The following is a 24,798-nucleotide window of genomic DNA, read 5'->3' as shown; positions in this document are numbered from 1 at the left end:
CCTCGCACGTGGCGATCTGCTGTTTGCGGTTATGCGCACTGACTTCTACCGGGGAATCGTGTCAATGCAATGGATCAACAATCTGAAATTGATGCCCAAGCTGATGCTGGCGTTTGGCATTGTGCTGCTGATCATGCTGGTACAGGGCATCATCGCCTATGCGGGTCTGGCATCGCTCAATAACGTCACCCGCGACCTAGCCGGCAACACCATGTCCAGCGTGCGCGAGGCAGGCGATCTGCGCGGCATGCTCGGCGAATATCGAAATGCGTCCTATCAAAATCTGGTGCGCGCCAGCGACTCAGTCAAGCAGGAAGCCAAGGTCCGCGCCAAGCGGCTCCATGGCGAAATCGAAGCCACGATCAAGGGCTATCCCCGGCTGATCGAGAGCCCGCAACAGAAGAAATTGTTCGACGTGTTCGTGGCGGACTGGAAGAAGGCATCGGCCTCCTACGCCAGCGTCGACGAAATGCTCGAGCTCAATCTGCCCGACGATGCCGTCGACACCTTCGTCGGCGAGACCCGCACCCTGCACAACAAGGCCAAGGATTCGCTGGCCGCGTTGATCACCGAAGACAATAGGTTGGCGCAGGCTGCCAAGAGCAAGGCAGAAAAAGTTCATGCCACCTCGGTCTCGCTGACCGTGATGGTGCTGTTGATCGGCATTGCCGGTGGCCTGGGCCTGGCGTTCCTGTTCGCACGTTCCATCGTCAAGAGCATGCGCGGCGCGGTGTCCACTGCCACGGAAATCGCCAGCGGCAAGCTCGATGGCCAGATCAATGTGCAGGGCCAGGACGAAGTGGGCGAACTGATGCGCTCCATGCACCGTATGCAGCGCGACCTGAAGGAACGCATCGAACGCGATAAGGAGGTCGCCGACGAAAACCTGCGTATCCGTACCGCACTGGACAAGTCCTCCACCGGCACCTTCATCACCGACACCGATCGGGTCGTGATCTACGCCAACGAGGCGTTCCAGAAGCTGGTCACGCATTACGAGGACAGCATCCGTCTGTCCGCGCCCGATTTCGAAGCGGGCAAGATCATCGGTCAGCACATCAGCTATCTCGGCGTGCCCGAAGCGACCGTGAACAAAGCCATCGTAGCGCTGGAACGCGACGGCATCACCAGCTTCGAAGAGCGCTACGGCCAGTTCGTGATGATGCAGACCGTCACCGTCATCAAGAACGAGCAGGGCGAAAGCACCGGCGATGTCTGCGAATGGCGCGACCGCACCGTCGAGGTCCAGGTCGAAGAAGAAGTCGCCCGCATCGTGCGCGCCGCCGCCAGCGGCGACATGAGCGGCCGGGTGGAAACTGAGGGCAAGCAGGGGTTCTTCCTGCAGCTGGCCCAGCAGCTCAACGGCCTGCTGGATGCCAACGCCGGTAGCCTGGAGCAGATATCCGCCTTGCTGTCGGCCCTGTCACGCGGCGACCTGACCGTACGCATGCACGGCGAGTTCAGCGGCGTGTTCGCGCAGATGCGCGACGATGCCAATGCCACCGCCGAGCAGCTGGCCGACATCGTCGGGCGCATCAAGGTCTCGTCCACCGCGATCAATTCGGCAGCCGGCGAGATCGCCTCCGGCAACAGCGACCTGTCGCATCGTACCGAGCAGCAGGCCGCCAATCTGGAAGAGACCGCCGCCTCGATGGAGGAGCTCACCTCCACCGTCAGGCAGAACGCCGAAAGCGCCCGTCAGGCCAACCAGCTGGCGATCGGCGCTACCGGCGTGGCCTCGCAGGGCGGCGACGTGGTTTCGCAGGTGGTCACCACCATGTCGGGCATCGAAGCTTCGTCAAAGAAGATCGCCGACATCATCTCGGTGATCGACGGCATCGCGTTCCAGACCAACATCCTGGCATTGAATGCGGCGGTGGAAGCCGCCCGTGCCGGCGAACAGGGCCGCGGCTTCGCCGTGGTGGCCTCGGAAGTGCGCACGCTGGCACAGCGCTCGGCCGGTGCGGCCAAGGAGATCAAGGGCTTGATCGACGACTCCGTGCACAAAGTTGCCGAGGGGTCGGCACTGGTGCGCAAGGCCGGGTCGACCATGGCCGAGATCGTGGCCAGCGTGCAGCGCGTCACCGACATCATGGGCGAGATCTCGGCCGCCTCGCAGGAACAGTCGGCCGGCATCGAGCAGGTCAACCAGACCATCACCCAGATGGACGAAACCACCCAGCAGAATGCTGCGCTGGTGGAAGAAGCCACTGCGGCCGCACGCTCGATGGAAGAGCAGGCCGGCCACCTGGCCGAAGCGGTGTCGGTGTTCAAGCTGGACGAGCCGGCGGCCCCGGCCGGCCGCGCGCGCCCGGTCGCCTCGCGTCCGGTCGCGGTGAAGTCCGCCGCCAAGCCGGGTGCTCGTGCAGCGGCCACGCCGTCGCGGCCAGCCAAGCCGCAGGCCGCGCTGGCGGACGGAAACTGGCAAGAGTTCTGATCCGGCGCTGTGCCCACAAAGCCCCGGCACTGCCGGGGCTTTGTGTGTCTGCGCTCGGCCGGCCCACTGCCCGGCCGTCGGGTCCGATCGCGCCGCCCTGCAAGCGCCGGGCACAATCAGCGGCCGCAGCCGTCTGCGATGCATGATTGGTGCTTCAGTTGCATGACCACCTGGCCGATATCTAGTCATCGCTAACGACGCGTATGGATATGACGACCACCTCGACTTCCGCTTCAGACACACGCGAATTTGATTTTGGCGACCGCGATTTCAAGCGCGTCTGCGACCTGATCTATCAGCGTGTCGGCATCGCCCTGGCTCCGGCCAAGCGCGACATGGTGTATGGCCGGCTGTCGCGTCGCCTTCGCGTACTCGGCCTGCGCTCCTTCCGCGACTATCTGGACCAGCTGGAAGCAGGCAACGACGAGGAGGAATGGCAGGCGTTCACCAACGCGCTGACCACCAACCTGACCTCGTTCTTCCGCGAGCCGCACCACTTCGACAAACTGCGCGAAGAGCTGCAAAAGCGCGCCTCGCAGGCACCGTTGAAGATCTGGTCTTGCGCGGCCTCCACCGGTGAGGAGCCCTACTCCATCGCCATCACCGCCTGCGAAGCCTTCGGCACCTTGACCCCGCCGGTCAGCATCGTCGCCACCGACGTCGACACCCAGGTGCTGGACACCGCCTCGCGCGGCGTCTATGCCATCGACCGCGTCGCCTCGCTGGACGCATCGATCAAGCGCAAGTACTTCCAGCGCGGCAGCGGCCCCAACGAGGGCAAGTGCCGGGTCATCCCGGCGTTGCGCCAGCTCATCGAATACCGCCAGCTGAATCTGCTGGCACCGCGCTACGATGTCGGCGGTCCGTACGCGGCGCTGTTCTGCCGCAACGTGATGATCTACTTTGACAAACCGACACAGCGCGGCATCCTGTCGCGGCTGGTCAGCCATATGGGCGACGACGGTCTGCTTTACACCGGGCACTCAGAGAACTACCTGCACGCGGCCGATCTGATCCAGCCGTGCGGGCGCACGCTGTACAGGCGCAGCCCGCGCGCGGGAGCGTCTGCATGAGTACCGCCGCGCAGGTCGACGATGTCATGCGTTACCGCGATTCGCGGTTCCAGACCATCACTGCCAAGCTGCTGCCCACCCAGTACCTGGTGGTCGACGACGACACCGCGTTGACGACCACCTTGGGATCGTGCGTTGCCGCCTGTCTGCGCGATCCGGTCCTGAAGATCGGTGGCATGAATCACTTCCTGCTGCCGGAAGGCCAGGTCGGCGATGGCGCACCCGCGCGTTACGGCAGTTACGCGATGGAGTTGCTGATCAACGACATGCTCAAGCGCGGCGCGCATCGCAAACGCATCGAAGCGAAGGTTTTCGGTGGCGCCAACGTGCTCAAGGGATTCACCAGCAATCCGGTCGGCACCCGCAACGCCGAGTTCGTGCGCCAGTACCTGCAGGCCGAACACATTCCCATCATCGCCGAAGATATGTGCGGCATCCATCCTCGCAAGGTATGGTTCTTCCCGACGACCGGACGCGTGGTGGTGCAGCGGTTGCCGCATGCACACGAAGCCGAAGTCGCCGCCGCCGAATCGGCCGTGCGCGCCCGTCTGTCCAAAGCACCGGTCACCGGTGGAGTGGAGTTGTTCGAATGACGCTGGAAACCCCTGTGCGTGTATTGATCGTCGACGACTCGGCGGTCGTACGCCAGATGCTGACCGAAATCCTCTCGCGCGACGCCGGTATCGAGGTGATCGGCTCGGCCGCCGACCCGATCCTGGCGCGCGAAAAGATCAAACGCCTCAATCCGGACGTGATCACGCTGGATGTGGAAATGCCGCGCATGGACGGCCTGGTGTTTCTGGAAAACCTCATGCGCCTGCGCCCCACCCCGGTGGTGATGATTTCATCGCTGACCGAACGTGGCGCCGACACCACCTTGCAGGCCTTGTCGCTGGGCGCGGTGGACTTTGTCTCCAAGCCCAAGATCGACGTCGCCCGCGGGCTGGAAGGCTATGCCGAGGAAATCGTCAGCAAGGTCAAGATGGCGTCCAAGGCCAGGGTCAGCGCGCTCAATCGTCCCAGCGCGCCCAAGGTCACCCTGGACATGCAGTCCGCGCCGGTGCCCGGTAGCGCGCTGCGTTTCCGCACCACCGACCGCCTGATCGCCATCGGCGCCTCGGCCGGCGGTACCGAAGCCCTGCGCGTGGTACTCGAGCACATGCCCGCCGATGCACCGGCGGTGGTGATGACCCAGCATCTTCCGGCCAGCTTCAGCACCGCCTTTGCCGAACGCCTCAATCGCCATTCGGCAATGTCCGTGCGCGAGGCCAGCGATGGCGAGGCAATCCTGCCAGGCCACGCTTATCTGCCGCCGGGCGGTCAGCATCTGCGCATCATCCGCGACGGTGCGCGCTGGCGCTGCCGCATCGACGACGGCCCGCCGGTCAATCGCCACAAGCCGGCGGTGGACGTGCTGTTTCGCTCTGTTGCCGCCAACGCAGGCCCGAATGCGGTCGGCGCCATTCTCACCGGCATGGGCGACGATGGTGCACGCGGCCTGCTGGAAATGCTGCAGGCCGGCGCGCCGACGCTGGTACAGGACGAGGCCAGCAGCGTGGTATGGGGCATGCCCGGTGCCGCCTACAAACTCGGCGCCGCGCAGGAAGTGGTGCCGCTGGGCCGGATTGCCGAGCGCCTGATCGCGCTGTCGGCACAGGCGCGCTGATCCGGCATGGTCTCTCCTCCCCGGCATCCGACCGAACAGGCGGCGGTTCCCGGCGCCGCGGAAGCCGCGTCGCTGGCGACGGCGGATGCGCCGTCACATAACGCGACAACCCCCAGGACGATCAAGGTTTGGCCGGTCACTGCTGGCATGCGCAGGCCCGACGAACATCCCGACGCCACGCGTTCACGCCTGCTGGCCGAAGCGCTGGACGGCAGCAGCAGTGCAATCCTGATCTGCGATCTGCAATCGCGCCTGCTCTATGCCAACGACGGCTTCCAGCGCATGTTCGGCTATACCGAGGCCGAGCTGGTGGGCAAACGCCCCTCGGACGTGCTCACCCGCGCGCAAAGCGACCAGGACGAGGTGGCGCGCATCCGCGACCGTGCCGACGCGCTGCAGCAGACCCAGGCCGACCTGCTGGTGTATCGCAAGGACGGCACGCCGCTGTGGATCTCGCTCAACTTCAATCCGATCTACGACGCCAGGCATCTGCCGTCGCATTACGTGGCGGTGCTGACCGACATCACCGACACCAAGATGCATGAAGTGCTGCAGCACCGCGTGCTCGAGGCCTTGGTGCAGGAGCGGCCGCTGATCGAGGTCATGACGCTGATCTGCACCGAGGTCGAACGCATCGCACCGGACGCGCTGGCCACGGTCATGAGCGCGGACAATCAGGGCTGCCTGCATTCGCTGGCCGCGCCCAGCCTGCCGCCGGAGTATGCCGATGCGGTCAACGGGCTGAAGATCGCGCCGGGCGCAGGCGCCTGCGGCACTGCCGCCTGGCGTGGCCGCGCGGTGATGGTGGAAGACATTGCCACCGACCCACTGTTCGCGCAGTTCCGCGAACTGCTGCTGCCGATGGGCCTGCACGCTTGCTGGAGCACACCGATCCGCTCCAACAGCGCACGCGTGCTCGGCACCTTCGCGCTCTACTACAGAAAGGCGCAGCGTGCCGATGCCTGGCACGTACGCCTGACCGAGTTGTGCCAGCAACTGTGCACGCTGGCACTGGAACGCGAACAGATCCGCCAACGCGTGCATCAACTCGCGTTCTACGATGCGCTGACCGGCCTGCCCAACCGCATCATGTTCAGCGCACGCGCCGAGCAAGCGCTGACGCAAGCCGAATATGCCGGTGAACCGGCCACGTTGATGTTCATCAACATCGACCGCTTCAAACTGATCAACGACAGCCAGGGCCATGCCGCCGGCGACGGTCTGCTGCGCGACATCGCCTTGCGCATCGGCGAACAACTGACCGCCACCGCCATGCTGGCACGCCTGGCCGGCGACGAATTCGCACTCGCGCTGCCGCAATGCAGCGCCGAGCAGGCCAGTGCCGCCGCAGAACGTGTGCTGGGCACCATTGCCAGGCCGCTGCCGGTCGGCAACATGACCGTGCATCCGTCTGCCAGCATCGGCGTGGCGATGTTTCCCGAGGACGGGCGCGACATCAACATCCTGCTGCGGCATGCCGATCTGGCCATGAACCGCGCCAAGCAGGAAGGCGGTGCACGGTTCCGCTTTTTCAGTTCCGACATGAACCGCATGGCGCAGGAGCGCGTTGCGCTGGAAGCCGAGTTGCGTCAGGCCATCGGGCGCGATCAGCTGCAGCTGCACTATCAACCGCAACTGCACAGCGCCGCGCCGCACGCGCTGTACGGCGTGGAAGCGCTGTTGCGCTGGAATCATCCGCAACTGGGTGCCATCTCGCCGGCGCGTTTCCTGCCCGTGGCCGAAGAGCAAGGCATGATGCCGCAGCTCAACGATTGGGTGCTGCGCAGCGCCTGCCGGCAGATTGCCGATTGGCGCAAACGTGGCGTACCGGTGGCGCGGGTGTCGGTGAATCTGTCGGCGAGCAGCTTCGAAAGCCCGCGCATGCTCAGCGACCTGCTGCGCCTGATCGCCGACATGGGCGCGCAGCCCTCCGACCTCACGCTGGAAATGACCGAGAGCGTGATGCTTTCCGGGCAGCCCGGCGTACTGGAAAATCTGCACGCCATCCGCGAAGCCGGCATCTCGTTGTCGCTGGACGACTTCGGCACCGGCTATTCCAGCCTGAGCCATCTGCATCGTCTGCCGATCGACGAACTCAAGCTGGACATGAGCTTCGTCCGCGACATCGAACATAGCGAAGACGCACGCGCCCTCACCACCTCGGTGCTGCGTATCGGCGAGCATCTGCGCAAGCATGTGGTTGCCGAAGGCGTGGAAAACGAAGCACAGCGCCTGTTCCTCGCCGACCTCGGCTGCGAAGTGCTGCAGGGCTATCTGTTTTCGCGGCCATTGCCGGCGGCGGCACTAGAAGCCTGGTTGGGCACGCAGCCTTAAGGCGGCTCACGACACCCCGTCGTGGTCGTCAGGCTTGCGCTGATAGCGTTTTACGCTCGCATCAGCAGGTCGAAGCAACCTGCCAAAAGACAAAGCATCCGATCTGGTGCTTCGGTGCAGCGCCCTTGCCCGCCCACCATCGCGGGACACGCCGCAAGTACATCCGTGTAGGCTCTTACGCGGCATCCATGCCGCGTAAGAGCCCGCGACGGTGGGCGGGCAAGGACCAAGTGAGGTGGCCGGTGCTCATGGTTGCAAGCAGCGCCAAGCGAGGTGGCCGGTGCTCATGGTTGCAAGCAACGCATGATGTCGTTCTGATCGCCAGATCAGCAGCACATCATTAGAGCGATGCCTGTGCCTGGACGCTGCCTTCAGGCGCGCCTTTCCATCCGCGTCGAATCCGATGCCACGGTGCGCTTCAACCAACCCAGCAACTGCGCGGTGACGAACGCCGGATTCTCCAGCGATGCGATATGCCCGGCATCGGGGATCAGCTCGTAGTCGCAACCGATCACCTCGGCCATCAGCCACAGCTCTTCGGGCGGGCGCGGAATATCGTCTGCGCCGCCGAGCAGGAAGGTGCTGGCCGGATTCAGCGCGGACATCGCCTCCAGGCGATCCGCGCGCCCGAAGATCAGCCGGCCCAGCGGCACGATCGAGGTGCGCAACTGCTCGGCCGACATCGCCGCCAGGCGCTGCGCAAACGCAGCCGGCAGCGCGGAATTCAGATCGATGCCGGGGCGGAAAAAGATCGGCACGATCGCCTCGATCAACGCAGGCGTCACCCGCCCGGCCGCTTCGATCGCATCCAGCAGAGCGAAATAACGCGTTTGCGTGGCCTGCGGCTCGGCACCCAGGAAGGTATCCATCAGCACCAGGCTGCGCACGCGCTGCGGCGCCAGCAGCGCCAGCTCGGCGCCCCACATGCCACCGACCGACAAGCCGACCACTGCGCAGTGCGGCAGTTCCAACGCATCCAGCAACAGCAGCATCTGCCTGGCAAGATCGCCCACCGTCTGCGTGCACGTTGGCAGGGCTGCCGATCGCCCGTGCCCCCACAGCTCGGGAACGATGACCCGATAGTGCTGCGAAAGCGCCTGGATCTGCGGTTCCCACATCGCCGCGTCCCAGAGATAACTGTGGCCAAGCAGAACCGGAAACCCTTGACCGTAGTGTGCGTAATGCAGCGTTTGACCAGCGATCGTGCAAGTGGGCATTGGAGATCATCAGAGCGGTGGGAGCGGCGCCACTGTAGACCTCGCGACTTCAGATTTTTGTTGCAATGCGGCAGGCGGGTTAACTGCGATTGCCTTAACTTCCGGCATTGCGCACGCAAGACGAAGTCATCGCCCGAGTAACGAAAAACGCCCGGCATTGCCGGGCGTTTTTGAAAATGCAGACGACTGGCCGGGTCAGGCAGCGACGGTGTCAGCCACGTCCTGATACTCCTGGATCTGATCGAAGTTCATGTAGCGGTAGATCTGATCGCCACTGGTCTTGATCACGCCCACATCGGCCATGTACTCGTCCTTGGTCGGGATGCGGCCCAGACGCGAGCAGATCGCCGCCAGTTCCGCCGAACCCAGGTACACATTGGTGTTGCGGCCCAGACGATTCGGGAAGTTACGCGTGGAGGTGGAGAACACCGTGGCGCCCTCGCGTGCCTGTGCCTGGTTGCCCATGCACAGCGAGCAGCCGGGCATTTCCATGCGCGCACCGGCCGCGCCGAAGGTGCCGTAATGGCCTTCCTTGGTCAGCTCGGAGGCATCCATCTTGGTCGGCGGCGCAACCCACAGACGGGTCGGGATATCGCGCTTGCCTTCCAGCAACTTGGCAGCCGCGCGGAAGTGACCGATGTTGGTCATGCACGAACCGATGAACACCTCGTCGATCGAAGCACCGGCCACGTCGGACAGCGTCTTGACGTCGTCCGGGTCGTTCGGGCACGCCACGATCGGTTCAACGATGTCGGCCAGATCGATCTCGATGACGGCGGCGTACTCGGCGTCGGCATCGGGCTCCAGCAGCTGCGGATCGGCCAGCCACTCCTCCATCTTCTTGATGCGGCGGCCCAGCGTGCGCGCATCGGCATACCCTTCGGCAATCATCCAGCGCAGCAGGGTGATGTTGCTGGTCAGGTATTCGATGATCGGCGCCTTGTCCAGGTGCACGGTGCAACCGGCCGCCGAACGCTCGGCCGAAGCGTCGGACAGCTCGAACGCCTGCTCCACCTTCAGGTTCGGCAGACCTTCGATTTCCAGGATACGGCCGGAGAAGATGTTCTTCTTGCCCTGCTTGGCCACGGTCAGCAGGCCGTCCTTGATCGCGTACAGCGGGATCGCGTTGACCAGGTCACGCAAGGTCACGCCCGGCTGCATCTGCCCCTTGAAGCGCACCAACACGCTTTCGGGCATGTCCAGCGGCATCACGCCGGTGGCGGCCGCGAAGGCCACCAGACCGGAGCCGGCCGGGAACGAAATGCCGATCGGGAAACGCGTGTGCGAGTCGCCACCGGTGCCGACGGTGTCGGGCAGCAGCATGCGATTGAGCCAGCTGTGGATCACGCCATCGCCCGGACGCAGCGACACGCCGCCACGGGTGGAGATGAACTCCGGCAAGGTGTGGTGGGTCTTGACGTCCACCGGCTTCGGATAGGCGGCGGTGTGGCAGAACGACTGCATCACCAGATCGGCCGAGAAGCCCAGGCAGGCCAGATCCTTCAACTCGTCGCGCGTCATCGGGCCGGTGGTGTCCTGCGAGCCCACCGAGGTCATCTTCGGCTCGCAGTAGGTGCCCGGGCGCATGCCCTGGCCTTCCGGCAGGCCGCAGGCGCGGCCGACCATCTTCTGCGCCAGCGAGAAGCCCTTGCCGGTATCCGGCGGGTCCATCGGCAGGCGGAACAGGTCAGAGGCCGGCAGGCCCAGGAACTCGCGCGCCTTGGCGGTCAGGCCGCGGCCGACGATCAACGGAATGCGGCCACCGGCGCGCACTTCGTCGAACAGCACGTCCGACTTCATCGCGAACTCGGCGATCACCTGGCCGTTCTTCAGGGCCTTGCCGTCGTACGGACGCAGCTCGACCACATCGCCGTGCTCCATCTGCGACACGTCCAGCTCGATCGGCAACGCGCCGGCGTCTTCCATCGTGTTGTAGAAGATCGGGGCGATCTTGCTGCCCAGGCACACGCCGCCGAAGCGCTTGTTCGGAATGTACGGAATGTCTTCGCCGGTCCACCACAGCACCGAGTTGGTCGCCGACTTGCGCGAGGAACCGGTACCGACCACATCGCCCACGTAGGCGACCAGGTGGCCCTTGGCCTTGAGATCGGCGATGGCCTGGATCGGGCCACGCTTGCCGTCTTCTTCCGGCACGAAGGCCGCACTGTCGCGGGCGTTCTTCAGCATCGCCAGCGCGTGCAGCGGGATGTCAGGGCGCGTGGTCGCATCCGGGGCCGGCGACAGGTCGTCGGTGTTGGTCTCGCCCGGCACCTTGAACACGGTGACGGTCATGCTCTGCGGCACTTCCGGCTTGCTGGTGAACCACTCGGCATCGGCCCAGCTCTGCAGCACCGCCTTGGCGTGCGCGTTACCGGCTTCGGCCTTTTCCTGCACGTCGTGGAACGCGTCGAACACCAGCAAGGTGTGCTTGAGCGCTTCGGCGGCGGTGGCGCCCAGCTCGGCGTTGTCGAGCAGATCGATCAGCGGCTGGATGTTGTAGCCACCCAGCATGGTGCCGAGCAGCTCGGTCGCACGCGTGGGGCTGATCAGCGCGGTTTTCTCGGTGCCGAACGCCACCGCGGCCAGGTACGAGGCCTTGACCTTGGCGGCGTCGTCGACACCGGCCGGCACGCGCTGGCTGAGCAGCTCGACCAGGAAGTGTTCTTCGCCCGCCGGCGGAGCCTTCAGCAGCTCGATGACCTCGGCGGTCTGCTGCGCGGTCAGCGGCAGCGGCGGGATACCGAGCGCGGCGCGCTCTGCAACGTGGTGGCGATAGGCTTCCAACATGCGGATTCTCCGAAAGACAACTAGTGAATGTGTAAACGCGAAACGTGGATCAGCGTGCGGGTTTGGGGACAACGATCTTCAAACCCTTGAAGTAGTCGCGGAAAAAGCCCTCGTCGCGGGTGATCAAGCCGTCGCACTGGAGCATCGCGTGGGCGCCGATCAGAAAGTCGGCCACCACCCGCTCGCGCTTGCCGCCGCGCGCGCGGAAGCGCTTGTTCATGTGGCCGGCGCGCACCGCCGCCGCTTCCTGGGTGGCTTCGTACCGCACGCCGATCGAGGCCAGGGTTTCCATCAGGTCGACCTGGGTATCGAGCATGGCCAGCACCTCGGCTACCACCGCATCGCAGACCACCACCTCGTCGCGCGCCAGCGCATCGCCGATGCAGATCTCCGACACTTCGCCGTAGACCGCATCGCCGACCAGGATGTCGAGCAGCACCGAGGAATCCAGCGCGATCATGGGTCGAACGGATCCCCGGGGGCGCGGCCGCGGATGGCGCGCATGGCCTCGTCGGTACTGGTCAGCCCGTCCACCAGCTTGAACTTGCCGCGCACCTTGCGCAGCGCCTCGCTGACGTCCTTGCGCAGGATGATGCGCCCGCCATCGAGTTCGATCTTGAGCGTGGTGCCCTTGGTCAGGCCCAGGGCATCGCGCACGGCCTTGGGCAGCGTGATCTGCCCGCGCTCGGCAACTGTGGCTTCCATGAAGGTGGCCCCGCTAGAAAGTATGTAGCGATTTTACATACTTGACTTGTCGTACTCAAGCCCACATACCCTGTCCTGCAACCGAACGTACACACTGAATTGGTCACACTGTGCGAAAGAGACCTAAAGCCTGCAGCCATAGGAGTGATGCATGAGCGATTCCTTTTCCACCCGCACCTCGCTTGAGGTCAACGGCCAGCGCTACGAGTACTACAGCCTGCCCAAGCTCGGCGAGCGCTTCGAGATCGGCCACCTGCCCTATTCGATGAAGATCCTGCTGGAGAACCTGCTCCGGCATGAGGACGGTGGTGCCACCGTCGGCAAGGACCATATCGAAGCGGTCGCCAAGTGGGACCCCACGGCAGAACCCGACATCGAAATCGCCTTCATGCCGGCCCGTGTGGTGCTGCAGGACTTCACCGGCGTGCCGTGCGTGGTCGACCTGGCCGCGATGCGCGATGCCGTGGTCAAGCTCGGCGGCAATGCCGACCAGATCAATCCGCAGATCCCGTCCGAGCTGGTCATCGACCACTCGGTGCAGGTGGATGTGTTCGGCTCGGCCGATGCGCTCGATCTCAACGGCAAGATCGAATTCCAGCGCAACCAGGAGCGCTACGGTTTCCTGCGCTGGGGCCAGAAGGCGTTCGAAAACTTCAAGGTGGTGCCGCCCAATACCGGCATCGTCCACCAGGTGAACCTGGAAAACCTGGCGCGCGTGGTAATGAGCGCGGACAAGGACGGGACCCGGATCGCCTATCCGGACACCGTGTTCGGCACCGACAGCCACACCACCATGATCAACGGCATCGGCGTGCTGGGCTGGGGCGTGGGCGGTATCGAGGCCGAGGCCGCGATGCTGGGCCAGCCGTCGTCCATGCTGATTCCGCAGGTGGTCGGCTTCAAGCTCAGTGGCAAGCTGCCCGAGGGCGCCACCGCCACCGACCTGGTGCTCACGGTCACCCAGATGCTGCGCAAGGCCGGCGTGGTCGGCAAGTTCGTCGAGTTCTATGGCGAAGGCCTGCAGCATCTGCCGCTGGCCGATCGCGCCACCATCGGCAACATGGCACCGGAATACGGCGCCACCTGCGGCATCTTCCCGGTCGACGACGAATCGCTGACCTATTTGCGCTTGTCCGGCCGCAGCGAGGAGCAGATCGCGCTGGTCGAGGCCTATACCAAGGCACAGGGCCTGTGGCACGACGCCAACACCCCGCCGGCGCAGTACAGCGCCACGCTGGAGCTGGACATGGGCGAGGTCAAACCGTCGCTGGCCGGCCCCAAGCGCCCGCAGGACCGCGTGCTGCTGGAAGACATGCAGTCCAACTTCCGCGAGAGCCTCAAGCCGTTCGTGGATGCGCGCAGCAAGCGCCCGACCGACATCAAACAGGAAGATCGCCTGAAGAACGAAGGCGGCGGCGGCACTGCGGTCGGTGCCAAAGCCGCGCAAGCCGAGAGTTCCACCGACAGCGGCGCCGGCTGGCAGCTGCGCGACGGCTCGGTGGTGATCGCCGCGATCACCTCCTGCACAAACACCTCCAATCCGGCAGTGATGCTGGGTGCCGGCCTGCTCGCGCGCAACGCGGCGGCCAAGGGGCTGAAGGCGCAGCCGTGGGTGAAGACCTCGCTCGGGCCGGGCTCGCGGGTGGTCACCGATTACCTGAGCAAGGCCGGCGTGCTCGCCGACCTGGAAAAGCTCGGTTTTTATGTGGTCGGCTATGGCTGCACCACTTGTATCGGCAACTCCGGCCCGCTACCGGACGATGTCTCTGCGGCGATCGCCGAGGACGACCTGGTGGTGTCTTCGGTGTTGTCGGGCAACCGCAACTTCGAAGGCCGCGTGCATCCCGAAGTGAAGATGAACTACCTCGCCTCGCCGCCGCTGGTGGTGGCGTATGCGATCGCCGGCACCACCGACATCAACCTCACCACCGACCCGCTGGGTACCGGTAGCGACGGGCAGCCGGTGTATCTGCGCGACATCTGGCCGAGCAACAAGGAAATCGGCGACACCATCGCCGCCACCGTCGGCCCGGAGATGTTCAAGCAGAACTACGCCGACGTGTTCAAGGGCGACAGCCGCTGGAACACCATCGCCTCCCCGGATGGCGCGCTGTACGCATGGGACGCGGCCTCGACCTACATCAAGAATCCGCCCTACTTCGACGGCATGACCATGCAGGTCGGCCATGTCGAGGACGTGCACGGGGCGCGCATCATGGGCCTGTTCGGCGACTCGATCACCACCGACCACATCTCGCCGGCCGGCAACATCAAGAAGGATTCGCCGGCGGGCCGCTTCCTGCAGGAACGCGGCGTGCAACCGGCCGACTTCAACAGCTACGGCAGCCGCCGCGGCAACGACGACGTGATGGTGCGCGGTACGTTCGCCAACATCCGCATCAAGAACCTGATGTTCGGCGGCGAAGAAGGCGGCAACACCCTGTACTACGGAAAGGACGGCGCGGCGCCTGAAAAACTGGCGATCTACGATGCGGCAGTGAAGTACAAGGCCGACGGCGTGCCGCTGGTGGTGCTGGCCGGCAAGGAATACGGCACCGGCTCCTCGCGCGACTGGGCGGCCAAGGGCACCAACCTGCTCGGCGTCAAGGCGGTGATCGCCGAGAGCTTCGAGCGCATCCATCGCTCCAATCTGGTCGGCATGGGCGTGCTGCCGCTGCAGTTCCTCGAGAACGAAAACGCGCAGACGCTGGGCCTGGATGGTTCGGAAGTGCTGGACATCACCGGCCTGCAGGACGGCGCCAGCCGCCGTGCCACGGTGGATGCCACAAAGTCCGACGGCAGCGTCAAGCAGTTCCAGGTCAAAGTGCTGCTGCTGACGCCCAAGGAAGTGGAGTACTTCAAGCACGGCGGCCTGCTGCAGTACGTGCTGCGCCAACTGGCCGCACGCAAGGCGGCCTGATCGCAAGGCGCGCTGCGCCATTGGCTCGAAAACACTCCCGCCGCCTGGCGGGAGTGTCGTTTTGGACGCTCAGAACTCCGCTGCCGCTGGACAGGGGAGCAAGCGTCACGGCCACCGGCCCCAGCGTCACCCCGATCCTGCGATTGCCCAGCAGCTGCAGCTGCATCAATCGCCGCAGGCCGACTGCATCCAGTCCCTGTTCGCCAACAAAGCTCCCTGCTACCGGTGCCATTGCCTCGCCGATCTCGCGTGCCTCGATCGTCCGCTGCATCGCCTCCAACGTTGTGCGCAGCCGTTGCTAGGGTGCAGCACGCGCACAACCGATCAAGGCCACGATGCAAATTGCGGCTAACCCGACCCGTCACCGCGCTTGAATGCTGCTCTGCATCACGCTTCGCCTTTTCCATCCATGACGGTATGCTGCCAGCTGTTGTAGCGCCGTGGAACACACCGCGTCGCCGAATACCCTGGAGGGGGGCAGATGAATCAGGCACGTCCTTGGTTGCAAAGTTATCCGGCCGGCGTCGCCGCCGAGATCGATCTGGAGCAGTTCCGTACCGTGGCCGAGGTGTTCGCCACCTCGGTCAAGCGGTTTGCCGACCGCCCCGCGTACCACAGCTTCGGCAAGACCATCACCTATCGCGAAGCTGATCAGCTGGTCGAGCAGTTCGCCGCCTATCTGCTTGGCGAGTTGCAGTTGAAGAAAGGCGACCGCGTCGCCCTGATGATGCCCAACTGTCTGCAGTATCCGGTCGCCACGTTCGGCGTGCTGCGCGCCGGCATGACCGTGGTCAACGTCAATCCGCTCTACACACCGCGCGAGCTGAAGCATCAGCTGATCGACTCCGGCGCCAGCGTGCTGGTGGTGATCGACAACTTCGGCACCACCGTGCAGCAGGTCATCGCCGACACCCCGGTCAAGCAGGTGATCACCACCGGGCTGGGCGACATGCTCGGCTTCCCGAAGGCGGCGGTGGTCAATTTCGTCGTCAAGTACGTCAAGAAGCTGGTGCCGGATTACCGCATCAATGGCGCGATCCGTTTCCGCGACGCACTGGCGCTGGGCCGCAAACACAGCGTGCCGACGTTGCAGATCGTGCCCGACGACATCGCCTTCCTGCAGTACACCGGCGGCACCACCGGCGTGGCCAAGGGCGCGATGCTCACCCACCGCAATCTGGTGGCCAACATGCAGCAGGCCCACCAGTGGCTTGCCGGCACCGGCAAGCTGGAAGAAGGCGCCGAGGTGGTGATCACCGCGCTGCCGCTGTACCACATCTTTGCATTGACGGCCAACGGCCTGGTCTTCATGAAGATCGGTGGCTGCAACCACCTGATCAGCAATCCGCGCGACATGCCCGGCTTCGTCAAGGAATTGAAGAAGACCCGCTTCACCGCCTTCACCGGGGTCAACACGCTGTTCAACGGCCTACTCAATACCCCAGGCTTCGATCAGGTGGATTTTTCCACGCTCAAGATGACCCTCGGCGGTGGCATGGCGGTACAGCGTTCGGTCGCCGAACGCTGGAAAAAGGTCACCGGCCTGACCCTGGTCGAGGCCTACGGCCTGACCGAAACCTCGCCGGCCGCCTGCATCAACCCGATGGACCTGAAGGACTACAACGGCTCGATCGGCCTGCCGATTCCGTCCACCGATGCCTGCATCAAGGACGATACCGGCGCGGCGCTGCCGCTGGGCGAAATTGGCGAGCTGTGCATCAAGGGCCCGCAGGTGATGAAGGGCTACTGGAAGAAGCCCGAAGAGACCGCCAAGGTCATGGATGCCGAAGGCTGGTTGCATACCGGCGATATCGCGCGGATGGACGAGCAAGGCTTCGTCTACATCGTCGACCGCAAGAAGGACATGATTCTGGTGTCCGGCTTCAACGTCTACCCGAACGAGATCGAGGACGTGATCGCCGAGATGCCCGGGGTGCTGGAGGTGGCCGCCGTCGGCGTGCCGGACGAGAAGTCCGGCGAGATCGTCAAGGCCGTCATCGTGAAGAAGAACCCTGCCCTGACCGCCGACGCCGTCAAGGCGCATTGCCGCGCCAACCTGACCGGCTACAAGCAGCCGCGAGTGATCGAATTCCGCAAGGATTTGCCAAAGACCAACGTCGGCAAGATCCTGCGCCGCGAACTGCGGGATGCGCCCCCGAAGTAATCGTAGACACGCCTCGGCAGCAAGTGAAGTGCCGTAGCGAAGATGCACAGCAGAGGGCTTTTCCAGCGATGGGAAAGCCCTTTGCGTTCATGGAGATAGTGCCGGTGTAGCATCGATTCGGAGTGGATTGTGCGCGCCCGCCGGCATCCACTCTCCCGCCGCGGGCCTTTCCAGGATCATGCCCATGAACACGATCGAAAAGCGTTACCTCGGCCATCCTCACTCCACCATTCGTGTTGACTCATCGGTCGCCGACGGCACCCACTGGTTGTTCATGCACGCGGACGCGAATGCCGGAGTACGACCATGCTGCCGCACCGACTTGTTGGAAGACATGTGGGAGATCATGAGCGCCATCACCCGCGCTCCGCACGAGCGTCGCGCTGGCGAGCTCCGTCATTTCGTACTCGCCTCCGACGCGGACGCATTCAATCTCGGTGGCGATCTGGACCTGTTCGCACGCTTGATCCGCGAACAGAATCGCGAGCAACTCATGAGCTACGCCATTCGATGCGTGGAAGGCGTCCATCACCTGCATGTCGGCTTCGGTGGGGACGTGCGCAGCATTGCGCTGCTGCAAGGCGATGCATTGGGAGGCGGACTGGAGATGGCCCTGGCCTGCCACACCATCGTTGCCGAGGAAGGCATCGGCATGGGACTGCCTGAGGTCCTGTTCGGCTTGTTTCCGGGCATGGGTGCCTATTCCTTCCTGTGCCGCCGCGTCTCGCCCCATCTGGCGGAAAAAATCATTCTCGATGGACGCATCTACAGCAGCGAAGAAATGCATGCGATGGGCATCGTGGACGTGCTGGTGCCCAAGGGACAGGGCATCGCGGCCACCGAAACCCTCATTCGCCGGCAGCAGCGTATCTCCAATTCCTACCTGGCGATGAACGCGGCACGCAATCTGGCACAGGCGGTGCCTTACGACGAGTTGCTGCGCATTACCGAAGTGTGGGTCGATACGGCGCTGGCGCTGAGCGACAAATCGCTGCGTACGATGGACCGCCTGGTCAAGGCACAAAATCGCCGAGCCGGCGCAAGCGTTGCCTGATTTTTGGTCGATCCAATACTGGGGGAATCAGGCCCGGCCGATGGCCGGGCTTTGCTCAGCCGGGATCGCCCTTACCCGTGACGTCGTCGTCGGATGTCTTCTGTGCGCGCAAGGCAAGCGCTTCGCGTCCCTGCATCAATCCGCTATCGAGTTGCTCCAGCCGCTGACGCCATTCGGCGCGTAACTGCGCTTCGGAAAGACGCATCAGCTCACCACCCTGCTCGGCCAGTCCAACCAGCCCGAGATTGCTGGAAACGCCCTTGACCGCATGCGCATGCTCGCGTAACCGCTCCCAGTCCTGGTCGGCGGCGGCCTTGCCGAGCTGCACTACACAGGCGGCCGCATCGCTGAGGCACTGTTGAATGAACTCGCGTTCGAATTCTTTCCCCATGCCCAGTGCGGCCAGTTCGTCCAGCACGGCAGGATCGAGCACGACACCGCTCAACGCCGGGCCACGCAGACCAATCGTCAGATCGTTCTGACGTAACTTCTGGTTGACCGCGATGTCGGCCAAGGTGTCCAGCAACTTGACCGCTGCAACGGGCTTTGCCAGAAATGCATAAGCACCGGCTTGCTCGCAACTGCGAATCGACTCGGGTGTTACATCGGCACTCAGCACCACGACCGGTGTGCCCGGTTTGCCGCCCGCCTGCATGACCCGCAATTGCTTGAGCATGTCCAGGCCACTAACGCCGGGCATGTGCAAGTCGACGATGGCAGCGTCGTAATCGGTTTCGGCCAGTGCGTCGAGGACGGCCTCACCCCCATCCACGCAGGCCACCCGATGTCCCGCCTTCTGCAATAGCCGCTGCAGGACAAGGCGGTTTGCCAGGTGATCGTCTGCCACCAGGATCATCATGCTGCGCACACGGGCACGGTGACGCAGGAATGGATCGGCAAAAGCAATCACGTTGCCCGGTATCGTGGCGGCCTCGGCTTCCTGCAACACGGGCAGTGCCGCAGTTGCCGGCTTGGCGGTCGCCAGAGCGAACGGAAGCTCGAACCAGAACAGGCTACCGCCTTGCGGGTTTTCCTCGAAGCCGATTGCGCCGCCCATCGACTGGACCAGTCCCCGCGCGATGGTCGTCCCCAGACCGCTGCCTTCGAAACGCCGCGCCAGTCCGGTATCGGCCTGTTCGAAAGCCTCAAACAGTCGCGGGCGCATGTCGACCGGCACGCCGATCCCTGTATCCAGGATCTCGAACCGCAGGCGGACCCCCGCGCGGGCATGCCCTGCGATCGCCGCATGAGGATTGCCGACTGCCACGGTCAGCTGCACACGGCCATGATCGGTGAACTTGACCGCGTTGCCCACCAGATTGAGCAAGATCTGCTGCAGGTGCAACGCATCCCCGTGCAACAGCGTTGGCACATCCTCGGCCACGTTCGCCCGATAGTGCAGGCCCTTTGTCTTCGCCTGCGGTTCCAGGATCAACGCGATGGCCTGCAGCGTATCGCGCAATGCAAAATCGGATGCGTTGATGCGGAGCTTGCCGGCTTCGATGGCCGAGATGTCCAGCACCTCCTCTACCAGCGCAAGCAGACTGCGTGTTGAGGCCTGAATCGTTTTCAGGCACTCGCGCTGCTCATCGTCCAGACGGGTCGTTGCCAAGACCTCGGTCATGCCGGACAAGCCGTTGAGCGGTGTCCGAAACTCGTGACTCATGTTTGCCAGAAAGCGGCTCTTGGCCTCGCTGGCACGGCGCGCCTCGGCGGTTGCGCGGGTCAACTGCCGCAGAAGACTGGAGAAATACAGCGGAACTGCGGCCAGACCAACGGCAAGCCCGGCACCAAGCCGCTGGTTGCGTTGCCAATATTCGGTCATCGACAGCGTCGTGGAGAAACTCACCACCGCCATCGCCACCGCAAGGTACAGATAACGGTTGCCATAGCGCAGGCCGTTACCGACGGTGACCCACATCACCACGACATAGACCCAGGCCAGCGGCTCGCCCATCTGGATCATGCCGGCCGCCATCAGCCCATAGTCGGCCAGCATGCCCAGGATGCGACGCGCATCCGAGCGGTCGGGTCGACACAGCAGCCATCCGAACAATGCAAGGCCAAGCCCGAGGCCTGTCAGCACAATGACCAACACACCCGTGTGCTGGTGCAACGGCAAGCTGTGCCGGACACTCGGCACAAGCACATACGACAGGATCAAGCTGATCAGAACGATGCGGACGATCGCCTGACCATGTTCGCTGTCAGGTCGATTCATCAACCGCTGCCGGATCCTTCCGAACGGATTCATAGCCTCACACCCCGGGTCGAGCCGATGCGGTGGAAAACTCGCCGCAGATCTGGTCCAGCTGCGCACGGCCGCGCAGCAGCGCATCGACACAACGCGGGTCGAACAGGCGACCCCGTTGGGCGTACAGATAGGCCAGCGCGGCGTCCATGGTCCAGGCCTCCTTGTACGGGCGCGGCGACAACAGCGCATCGAAGACGTCGGCCACCGCCACGATGCGCGCCTCCAGCGGAATCGCCTCGCCCACCAGTCCATCCGGATAGCCGGTACCGTCGTAGCGCTCGTGGTGACGCAGTGCGATCAAGGCCCCCACCTGGATGAAGCGGTTCTGGCTGCCGCTGAGCAGCTCGTAGCCGATTCGCGGATGCCGCTTCATGATGCTCATCTCGTCGTCGGTGAGCTTGCCCGGCTTGAGCAGCACCGCATCGGGAATGGCGATCTTGCCCATGTCGTGCAGCGGTGCGGCCATCTCGATGATGCGCACCTCCTCTTCCGACAACCCGAGCTGCTCGGCGATCAGGCCGGCCACGTGCGACATGCGCTCCAGGAAGGCGCTGGTGCCCGAGTCGCGGTACTCGATGGCGCGCGCCAGCCGCGACAGCGTTTCGCGTTCGCGCTCTTCGACCTCGTTCATGCTGGCCAGCAGACGCTGCTCCAGCGACAGCGCACGCTGCTTGACGCTTTCGCTCTGCTGACGCAACTGCAGCAAATTTGCGCAGCGCGCGCGCAGTTCGCGCGGGCGGATCGGCTTGACCAGGAAATCGATCACGCCCGCTTCCAGCGCCGCCTGCCGGATCGGCTCGTCGCCGACGATGGTGATCAGGATGATCGGAATATCGCGATGGCTGGGCAACCGGCGCAGACGCCGGGCAAATTCCAGGCCATCCATGCCGGGCATGCGGTAGTCGAGCAGCAACAAGTCCACCCGTCCGGCCTCGCACCACGCCAAGGCGTCGAGCGGGTCGCCGAAATCGTGGACCTTCAATTCCGGTGCGATGTCCTCGATGACGTGGCGCAGCATCGTCCGCGCAGACATCTGGTCATCGACAATGACGATGTTCAATCCCAGATCCGCCTTTTCCGACCAGCTTCCCGATGGATCCGCCGACGATACGCCGGCAAGATTACCCAAAACATCCTGCATAGCCGTTGCTCCTCTATCCTGAGAACGGAAAAGCGATGACGCCGGCAGCTGTGCCGGCTCCCCCGACAATACGCCATTCGGGGCTCCGCTCTAGGATATGCAGTATCTGTGCCGTCGGCACGCCGACGACACAAATAATGATCAGGCTTCCGGGCGCATGTACGGAAACAGCAGCACATCGCGGATCGAGGTGCTGCCGGTCAGCAGCATCACCAGGCGGTCGATGCCGATGCCCAGGCCGCCGGTCGGCGCCATGCCGTACTCCAACGCACGGATGTAATCGGCGTCGTAATGCATCGCCTCGTCGTCGCCACCGTCCTTGGCCTGCACCTGCGCCTGAAAGCGCGCGGCCTGGTCTTCCGGGTCGTTCAACTCGGAGAAGCCGTTAGCCAGCTCCTTGCCGTTGATGAACAGCTCGAAGCGGTCGGTGTACCCCGGCTCGGTGTCGCTGGAGCGCGCCAGTGGCGACACCTCGACCGGGTGGTCGGTGATGAAGGTCGGCTGCACCAGGGTGTGTTCCACGGTGGCCTCGAAGATTTCCAGCAACAGCTTGCCCCAGCCGTAGGACGGCTTGACCTTGATCTTCAGCCGCTCGCAGTGGCGCAGCAGCGCATCGCGGTCGGTGCAATCGACCGCGCTGATCTGAGGATTGTGGTGACGAACGGCCTCATCCATGCGCCAGCGCCGGAAAGCCGGCGCCAGATCGATGTCGGCGCCGTCCCAGTTGACCTGGGTGGTGCCGAGGACCGACTGGGCAGTGTCCCGGATCACCTGTTCGGTCAGATCCATGATCTCGTGGTACGTGGCATAGGCCTCGTAGAGCTCGAGCATGGTGAACTCGGGGTTGTGCCGGGTCGACACGCCCTCGTTGCGGAAGTTGCGGTTGATCTCGTAGACCCGCTCCAGTCCACCGACCACCAGGCGCTTGAGGTACAGCTCCGGCGCCACGCGCAGGTACAGGTCCAGATCCAGCGCGTTGTGGTGGGTGGTGAACGGCTTGGCGGTGGCGCCGCCGGGGATGTAATGCATCATCGGCGTCTCCACTTCCAGGAAGCGGCGCGCATCCAGCCACGCGCGCATCGCGCGAATGATCTTGGAGCGCTTGATGAAGACCTCGCGCGCTTCCGGGGTGACGATCAGGTCGACATAGCGCTGGCGATAGCGCTGCTCCACGTCCGACAAGCCATGCCACTTGTCCGGCAACGGACGCAACGACTTGGTCAGCAGGCGTAGCGCGCTGGCCTTGACCGACAGCTCGCCGGTCTTGGTGCGGGTCAGCCCGCCCTCCACTGCCACGATGTCGCCGACATCCCAGCCCTTGAACGCGGTATAGGCATCGCCGAGCACATTGCCCTGCAGGAACAGCTGCACTCGCCCGGACTCGTCCTGGATCTGCGCAAAGCTGGCCTTGCCCATCACCCGCTTGGCCATCAGGCGCCCAGCCATCCTGACCGTGCGTCCGGTCGCTTCCAGCGCCTCGGGGGTCCAGGTGTCGGCATCGGCGAATTCGGCCTGCAGATCGCCGGCGAAATGTTCGCGCACGAAATCGTTGGGATAGGCGATGCCCTGGCCGCGCAACGCGCCCAGTTTCGCGCGACGCTCGGCGATGAGGCTGTTCTCGTCGGCGGGGATCTGCGGCGCGGGGGTCTGCTCGGTCATGGCGGAATCGGTCTGCTGTGGGTCGGGCGCGTGCCCGGTGGAGAATGCGGAACCGGGCTGGCCGGTTCCTGCGTTTTACGGTGTATCGGTGCCAACTGCACGGCGCAACGGGACTGCGTGGCGATGCGTCGCGCTGCATTGCGCTGCACGCGTGGCGGCAGGCGCGGAGACGTCGCTGCACGGCAGGCGCAGCGACGTCGCCGTGCGATCAGGCATCCAGGCGCTTGGAGCCTGCCGCCAGACCGGCCTTGAGGCTGGCCTCGACGAATTCGTCCAGATCGCCGTCGAGCACTTTCTGCGTATCGCTGCGTTCGATGCCGGTACGCAGATCCTTGATGCGGCTCTGATCGAGCACGTAATTGCGGATCTGACTGCCCCAGCCGATGTCGGACTTGGTGGCTTCCAGCGCGTCTCGCTCGACATTGCGCTTTTGCACCTCCAACTCGTACAACTTGGCGGCCAGCATCTTCATCGCGTTGTCGCGGTTCTGGTGCTGGCTGCGGCCGGTCTGGCAGGCGACCACGGTGTTGGTCGGGATATGCGTGATACGCACCGCCGATTCGGTCTTGTTGACGTGCTGACCACCGGCACCCGAGGAGCGATACACGTCGGTACGCAGATCGGCCGGATTGATGTCGATCTCGATGTTGTCGTCCACTTCCGGCGACACGAACACCGAGGTGAAGCTGGTATGCCGGCGGTTGTCCGAATCGAACGGCGACTTGCGCACCAGCCGGTGCACGCCGATCTCGGTCTTCAGCCAGCCATAGGCGTACTCGCCCTCGATGCGGATCGTGGCCGACTTGATGCCTGCCACTTCGCCGCCGGACACTTCCATCAGCTCGGTCTTCCAGCCGCGCGACTCGGCCCAGCGCAGGTACATACGCAGCAGGATCTCCGCCCAGTCCTGCGCCTCGGTGCCGCCGGCGCCGGCCTGGATGTCGACAAACGCGTTGGCGCCGTCCATCTGGCCGGAGAACATGCGCTGGAATTCCAGCTTTTCGACATGGGTCTGGTACTTGTCCAGATCGGCGATTACCGCCACCGCGGTGTCTTCGTCCTGCTCGCTTTCGGCCAATTCCAGCAGATCGCCGGCATCGCTCAGGCCGGCCAGCACATCGGCGATGCCGATGACGGTTTTTTCCAGCAGCGAGCGCTCGCGACCCAGGGCCTGCGCACGCTCGGCGTCGTTCCACACGTCGGGGCTCTCAAGCTCCCGGCTGACTTCTTCTAGACGCTCTTTCTTGACGTCGTAGTCAAAGATACCCCCTGAGCGAGAGCACGCGATCGCTGAGATCGGTGATGCGCTGGCGGATCGGATTGGTTTCGATCATGACGGATTTCCGGCAAACAAGCCCGGTAGTCTAGCAAGGGGGCGGCGGCGACG

16 protein-coding genes and 1 pseudogene are annotated in these 24,798 nt (G+C 64.3%); 8 read left to right on the top strand and 9 right to left on the bottom strand.

Annotation, left to right across the window (positions count from 1 at the left end; all coding sequences use genetic code 11):
• The first annotated feature begins 64 nt into the window (after positions 1–64).
• From FHT09_RS18335 to FHT09_RS18315, 5 genes are all read left to right on the top strand, one after another.
• Positions 65–2,437, top strand: coding sequence for a methyl-accepting chemotaxis protein (locus FHT09_RS18335; RefSeq protein WP_181141340.1), 2,373 nt, complete (start codon positions 65–67; stop codon positions 2,435–2,437).
• A 203-nt stretch (positions 2,438–2,640) separates the two neighbouring features.
• A complete protein-coding gene (locus FHT09_RS18330; protein ID WP_104606388.1) occupies positions 2,641–3,510 on the top strand; it encodes a CheR family methyltransferase in 870 nt (289 codons plus the stop codon).
• Complete coding sequence (gene cheD, locus FHT09_RS18325) at positions 3,507–4,103, top strand: chemoreceptor glutamine deamidase CheD (RefSeq protein ID WP_104606389.1); 597 nt, start codon at positions 3,507–3,509, stop codon at positions 4,101–4,103. The genes FHT09_RS18330 and cheD overlap by 4 nt, the downstream gene beginning before the upstream one ends.
• A complete protein-coding gene (locus FHT09_RS18320) occupies positions 4,100–5,176 on the top strand; it encodes a chemotaxis response regulator protein-glutamate methylesterase (protein ID WP_104606390.1) in 1,077 nt (358 codons plus the stop codon). Before cheD ends, FHT09_RS18320 begins: the two co-directional genes overlap by 4 nt.
• A 6-nt stretch (positions 5,177–5,182) precedes the next feature.
• Entirely contained in the window at positions 5,183–7,510 is a 2,328-nt protein-coding gene (locus FHT09_RS18315; RefSeq protein WP_104606391.1) for an EAL domain-containing protein, read from the top strand.
• 371 nt (positions 7,511–7,881) lie between these two features.
• Here FHT09_RS18315 and FHT09_RS18310 read toward each other — a convergent pair whose 3' ends face one another.
• The 4 genes from FHT09_RS18310 to FHT09_RS18295 form a co-directional block, all read right to left on the bottom strand.
• Positions 7,882–8,727 carry an alpha/beta fold hydrolase gene (locus FHT09_RS18310; protein ID WP_104606392.1) on the bottom strand — a complete coding sequence of 282 codons (846 nt, stop codon included), beginning with the start codon at positions 8,725–8,727 and terminating at the stop codon, positions 7,882–7,884.
• A gap of 195 nt (positions 8,728–8,922) precedes the next feature.
• Entirely contained in the window at positions 8,923–11,514 is a 2,592-nt protein-coding gene (acnB, locus tag FHT09_RS18305) for a bifunctional aconitate hydratase 2/2-methylisocitrate dehydratase (RefSeq protein WP_104606393.1), read from the bottom strand.
• 49 nt (positions 11,515–11,563) lie between these two features.
• On the bottom strand, positions 11,564–11,974 hold the full coding sequence (locus FHT09_RS18300) for a type II toxin-antitoxin system VapC family toxin (RefSeq protein WP_016903181.1): 411 nt from the start codon (positions 11,972–11,974) through the stop codon (positions 11,564–11,566).
• Positions 11,971–12,219 (bottom strand): AbrB/MazE/SpoVT family DNA-binding domain-containing protein, encoded by a 249-nt coding sequence (locus FHT09_RS18295; protein WP_016903180.1) that lies wholly within the window; start codon positions 12,217–12,219, stop codon positions 11,971–11,973. The genes FHT09_RS18300 and FHT09_RS18295 overlap by 4 nt, the downstream gene beginning before the upstream one ends.
• A 151-nt stretch (positions 12,220–12,370) precedes the next feature.
• On the opposite strand from FHT09_RS18295, the gene acnA reads away from it, so the two are divergent.
• The gene (gene acnA / locus FHT09_RS18290; protein ID WP_104606394.1) at positions 12,371–15,139 is read left to right on the top strand and encodes an aconitate hydratase AcnA; all 2,769 of its coding nucleotides are present in this window, start codon (positions 12,371–12,373) and stop codon (positions 15,137–15,139) included.
• Positions 15,140–15,251: 112 nt separating this feature from the next.
• On the opposite strand, the pseudogene FHT09_RS20365 reads toward acnA, so the two are convergent.
• Positions 15,252–15,482, bottom strand: a pseudogene (locus FHT09_RS20365) (nuclear transport factor 2 family protein); the annotation flags it as partial.
• Between the two features lie 138 nt (positions 15,483–15,620).
• Here FHT09_RS20365 and FHT09_RS18285 point away from each other — a divergent pair.
• Both FHT09_RS18285 and FHT09_RS18280 read left to right on the top strand, forming a co-directional pair.
• Positions 15,621–17,303 carry a long-chain fatty acid--CoA ligase gene (locus FHT09_RS18285; protein WP_104606395.1) on the top strand — a complete coding sequence of 561 codons (1,683 nt, stop codon included), beginning with the start codon at positions 15,621–15,623 and terminating at the stop codon, positions 17,301–17,303.
• Between the two features lie 184 nt (positions 17,304–17,487).
• Complete coding sequence (locus FHT09_RS18280; RefSeq protein ID WP_104606396.1) at positions 17,488–18,357, top strand: crotonase/enoyl-CoA hydratase family protein; 870 nt, start codon at positions 17,488–17,490, stop codon at positions 18,355–18,357.
• Between the two features lie 55 nt (positions 18,358–18,412).
• On the opposite strand, the gene FHT09_RS18275 is transcribed toward FHT09_RS18280, so the two are convergent.
• The 4 genes from FHT09_RS18275 to prfB form a co-directional block, all read right to left on the bottom strand.
• Positions 18,413–20,611, bottom strand: coding sequence for an ATP-binding protein (locus FHT09_RS18275; RefSeq protein ID WP_104537499.1), 2,199 nt, complete (start codon positions 20,609–20,611; stop codon positions 18,413–18,415).
• 4 nt (positions 20,612–20,615) lie between these two features.
• A complete protein-coding gene (locus FHT09_RS18270; protein WP_024937712.1) occupies positions 20,616–21,752 on the bottom strand; it encodes a two-component system response regulator in 1,137 nt (378 codons plus the stop codon).
• Positions 21,753–21,893: 141 nt separating this feature from the next.
• Positions 21,894–23,411: a lysine--tRNA ligase gene (gene lysS / locus FHT09_RS18265; protein WP_104606397.1), complete on the bottom strand. Its 1,518-nt coding sequence runs from the start codon at positions 23,409–23,411 to the stop codon at positions 21,894–21,896.
• Between the two features lie 208 nt (positions 23,412–23,619).
• Positions 23,620–24,745 (bottom strand): peptide chain release factor 2 gene (prfB, locus tag FHT09_RS18260; RefSeq protein ID WP_100224782.1). Its coding sequence is split into 2 segments (ribosomal slippage): positions 23,620–24,669 and positions 24,671–24,745, totalling 1,125 coding nucleotides; the frame shifts between segments, so codons are not numbered across the junction.
• Positions 24,746–24,798 lie beyond the last annotated feature (53 nt).

Source organism: Xanthomonas sp. CFBP 8152 (assembly GCF_014199025.1).
In the GTDB taxonomy this organism is placed as follows: domain Bacteria; phylum Pseudomonadota; class Gammaproteobacteria; order Xanthomonadales; family Xanthomonadaceae; genus Xanthomonas; species Xanthomonas arboricola_B.
The sequence above is the reverse complement of the archived record's forward strand: the minus strand, read 5'-3'. Positions and strand labels throughout refer to the sequence as shown.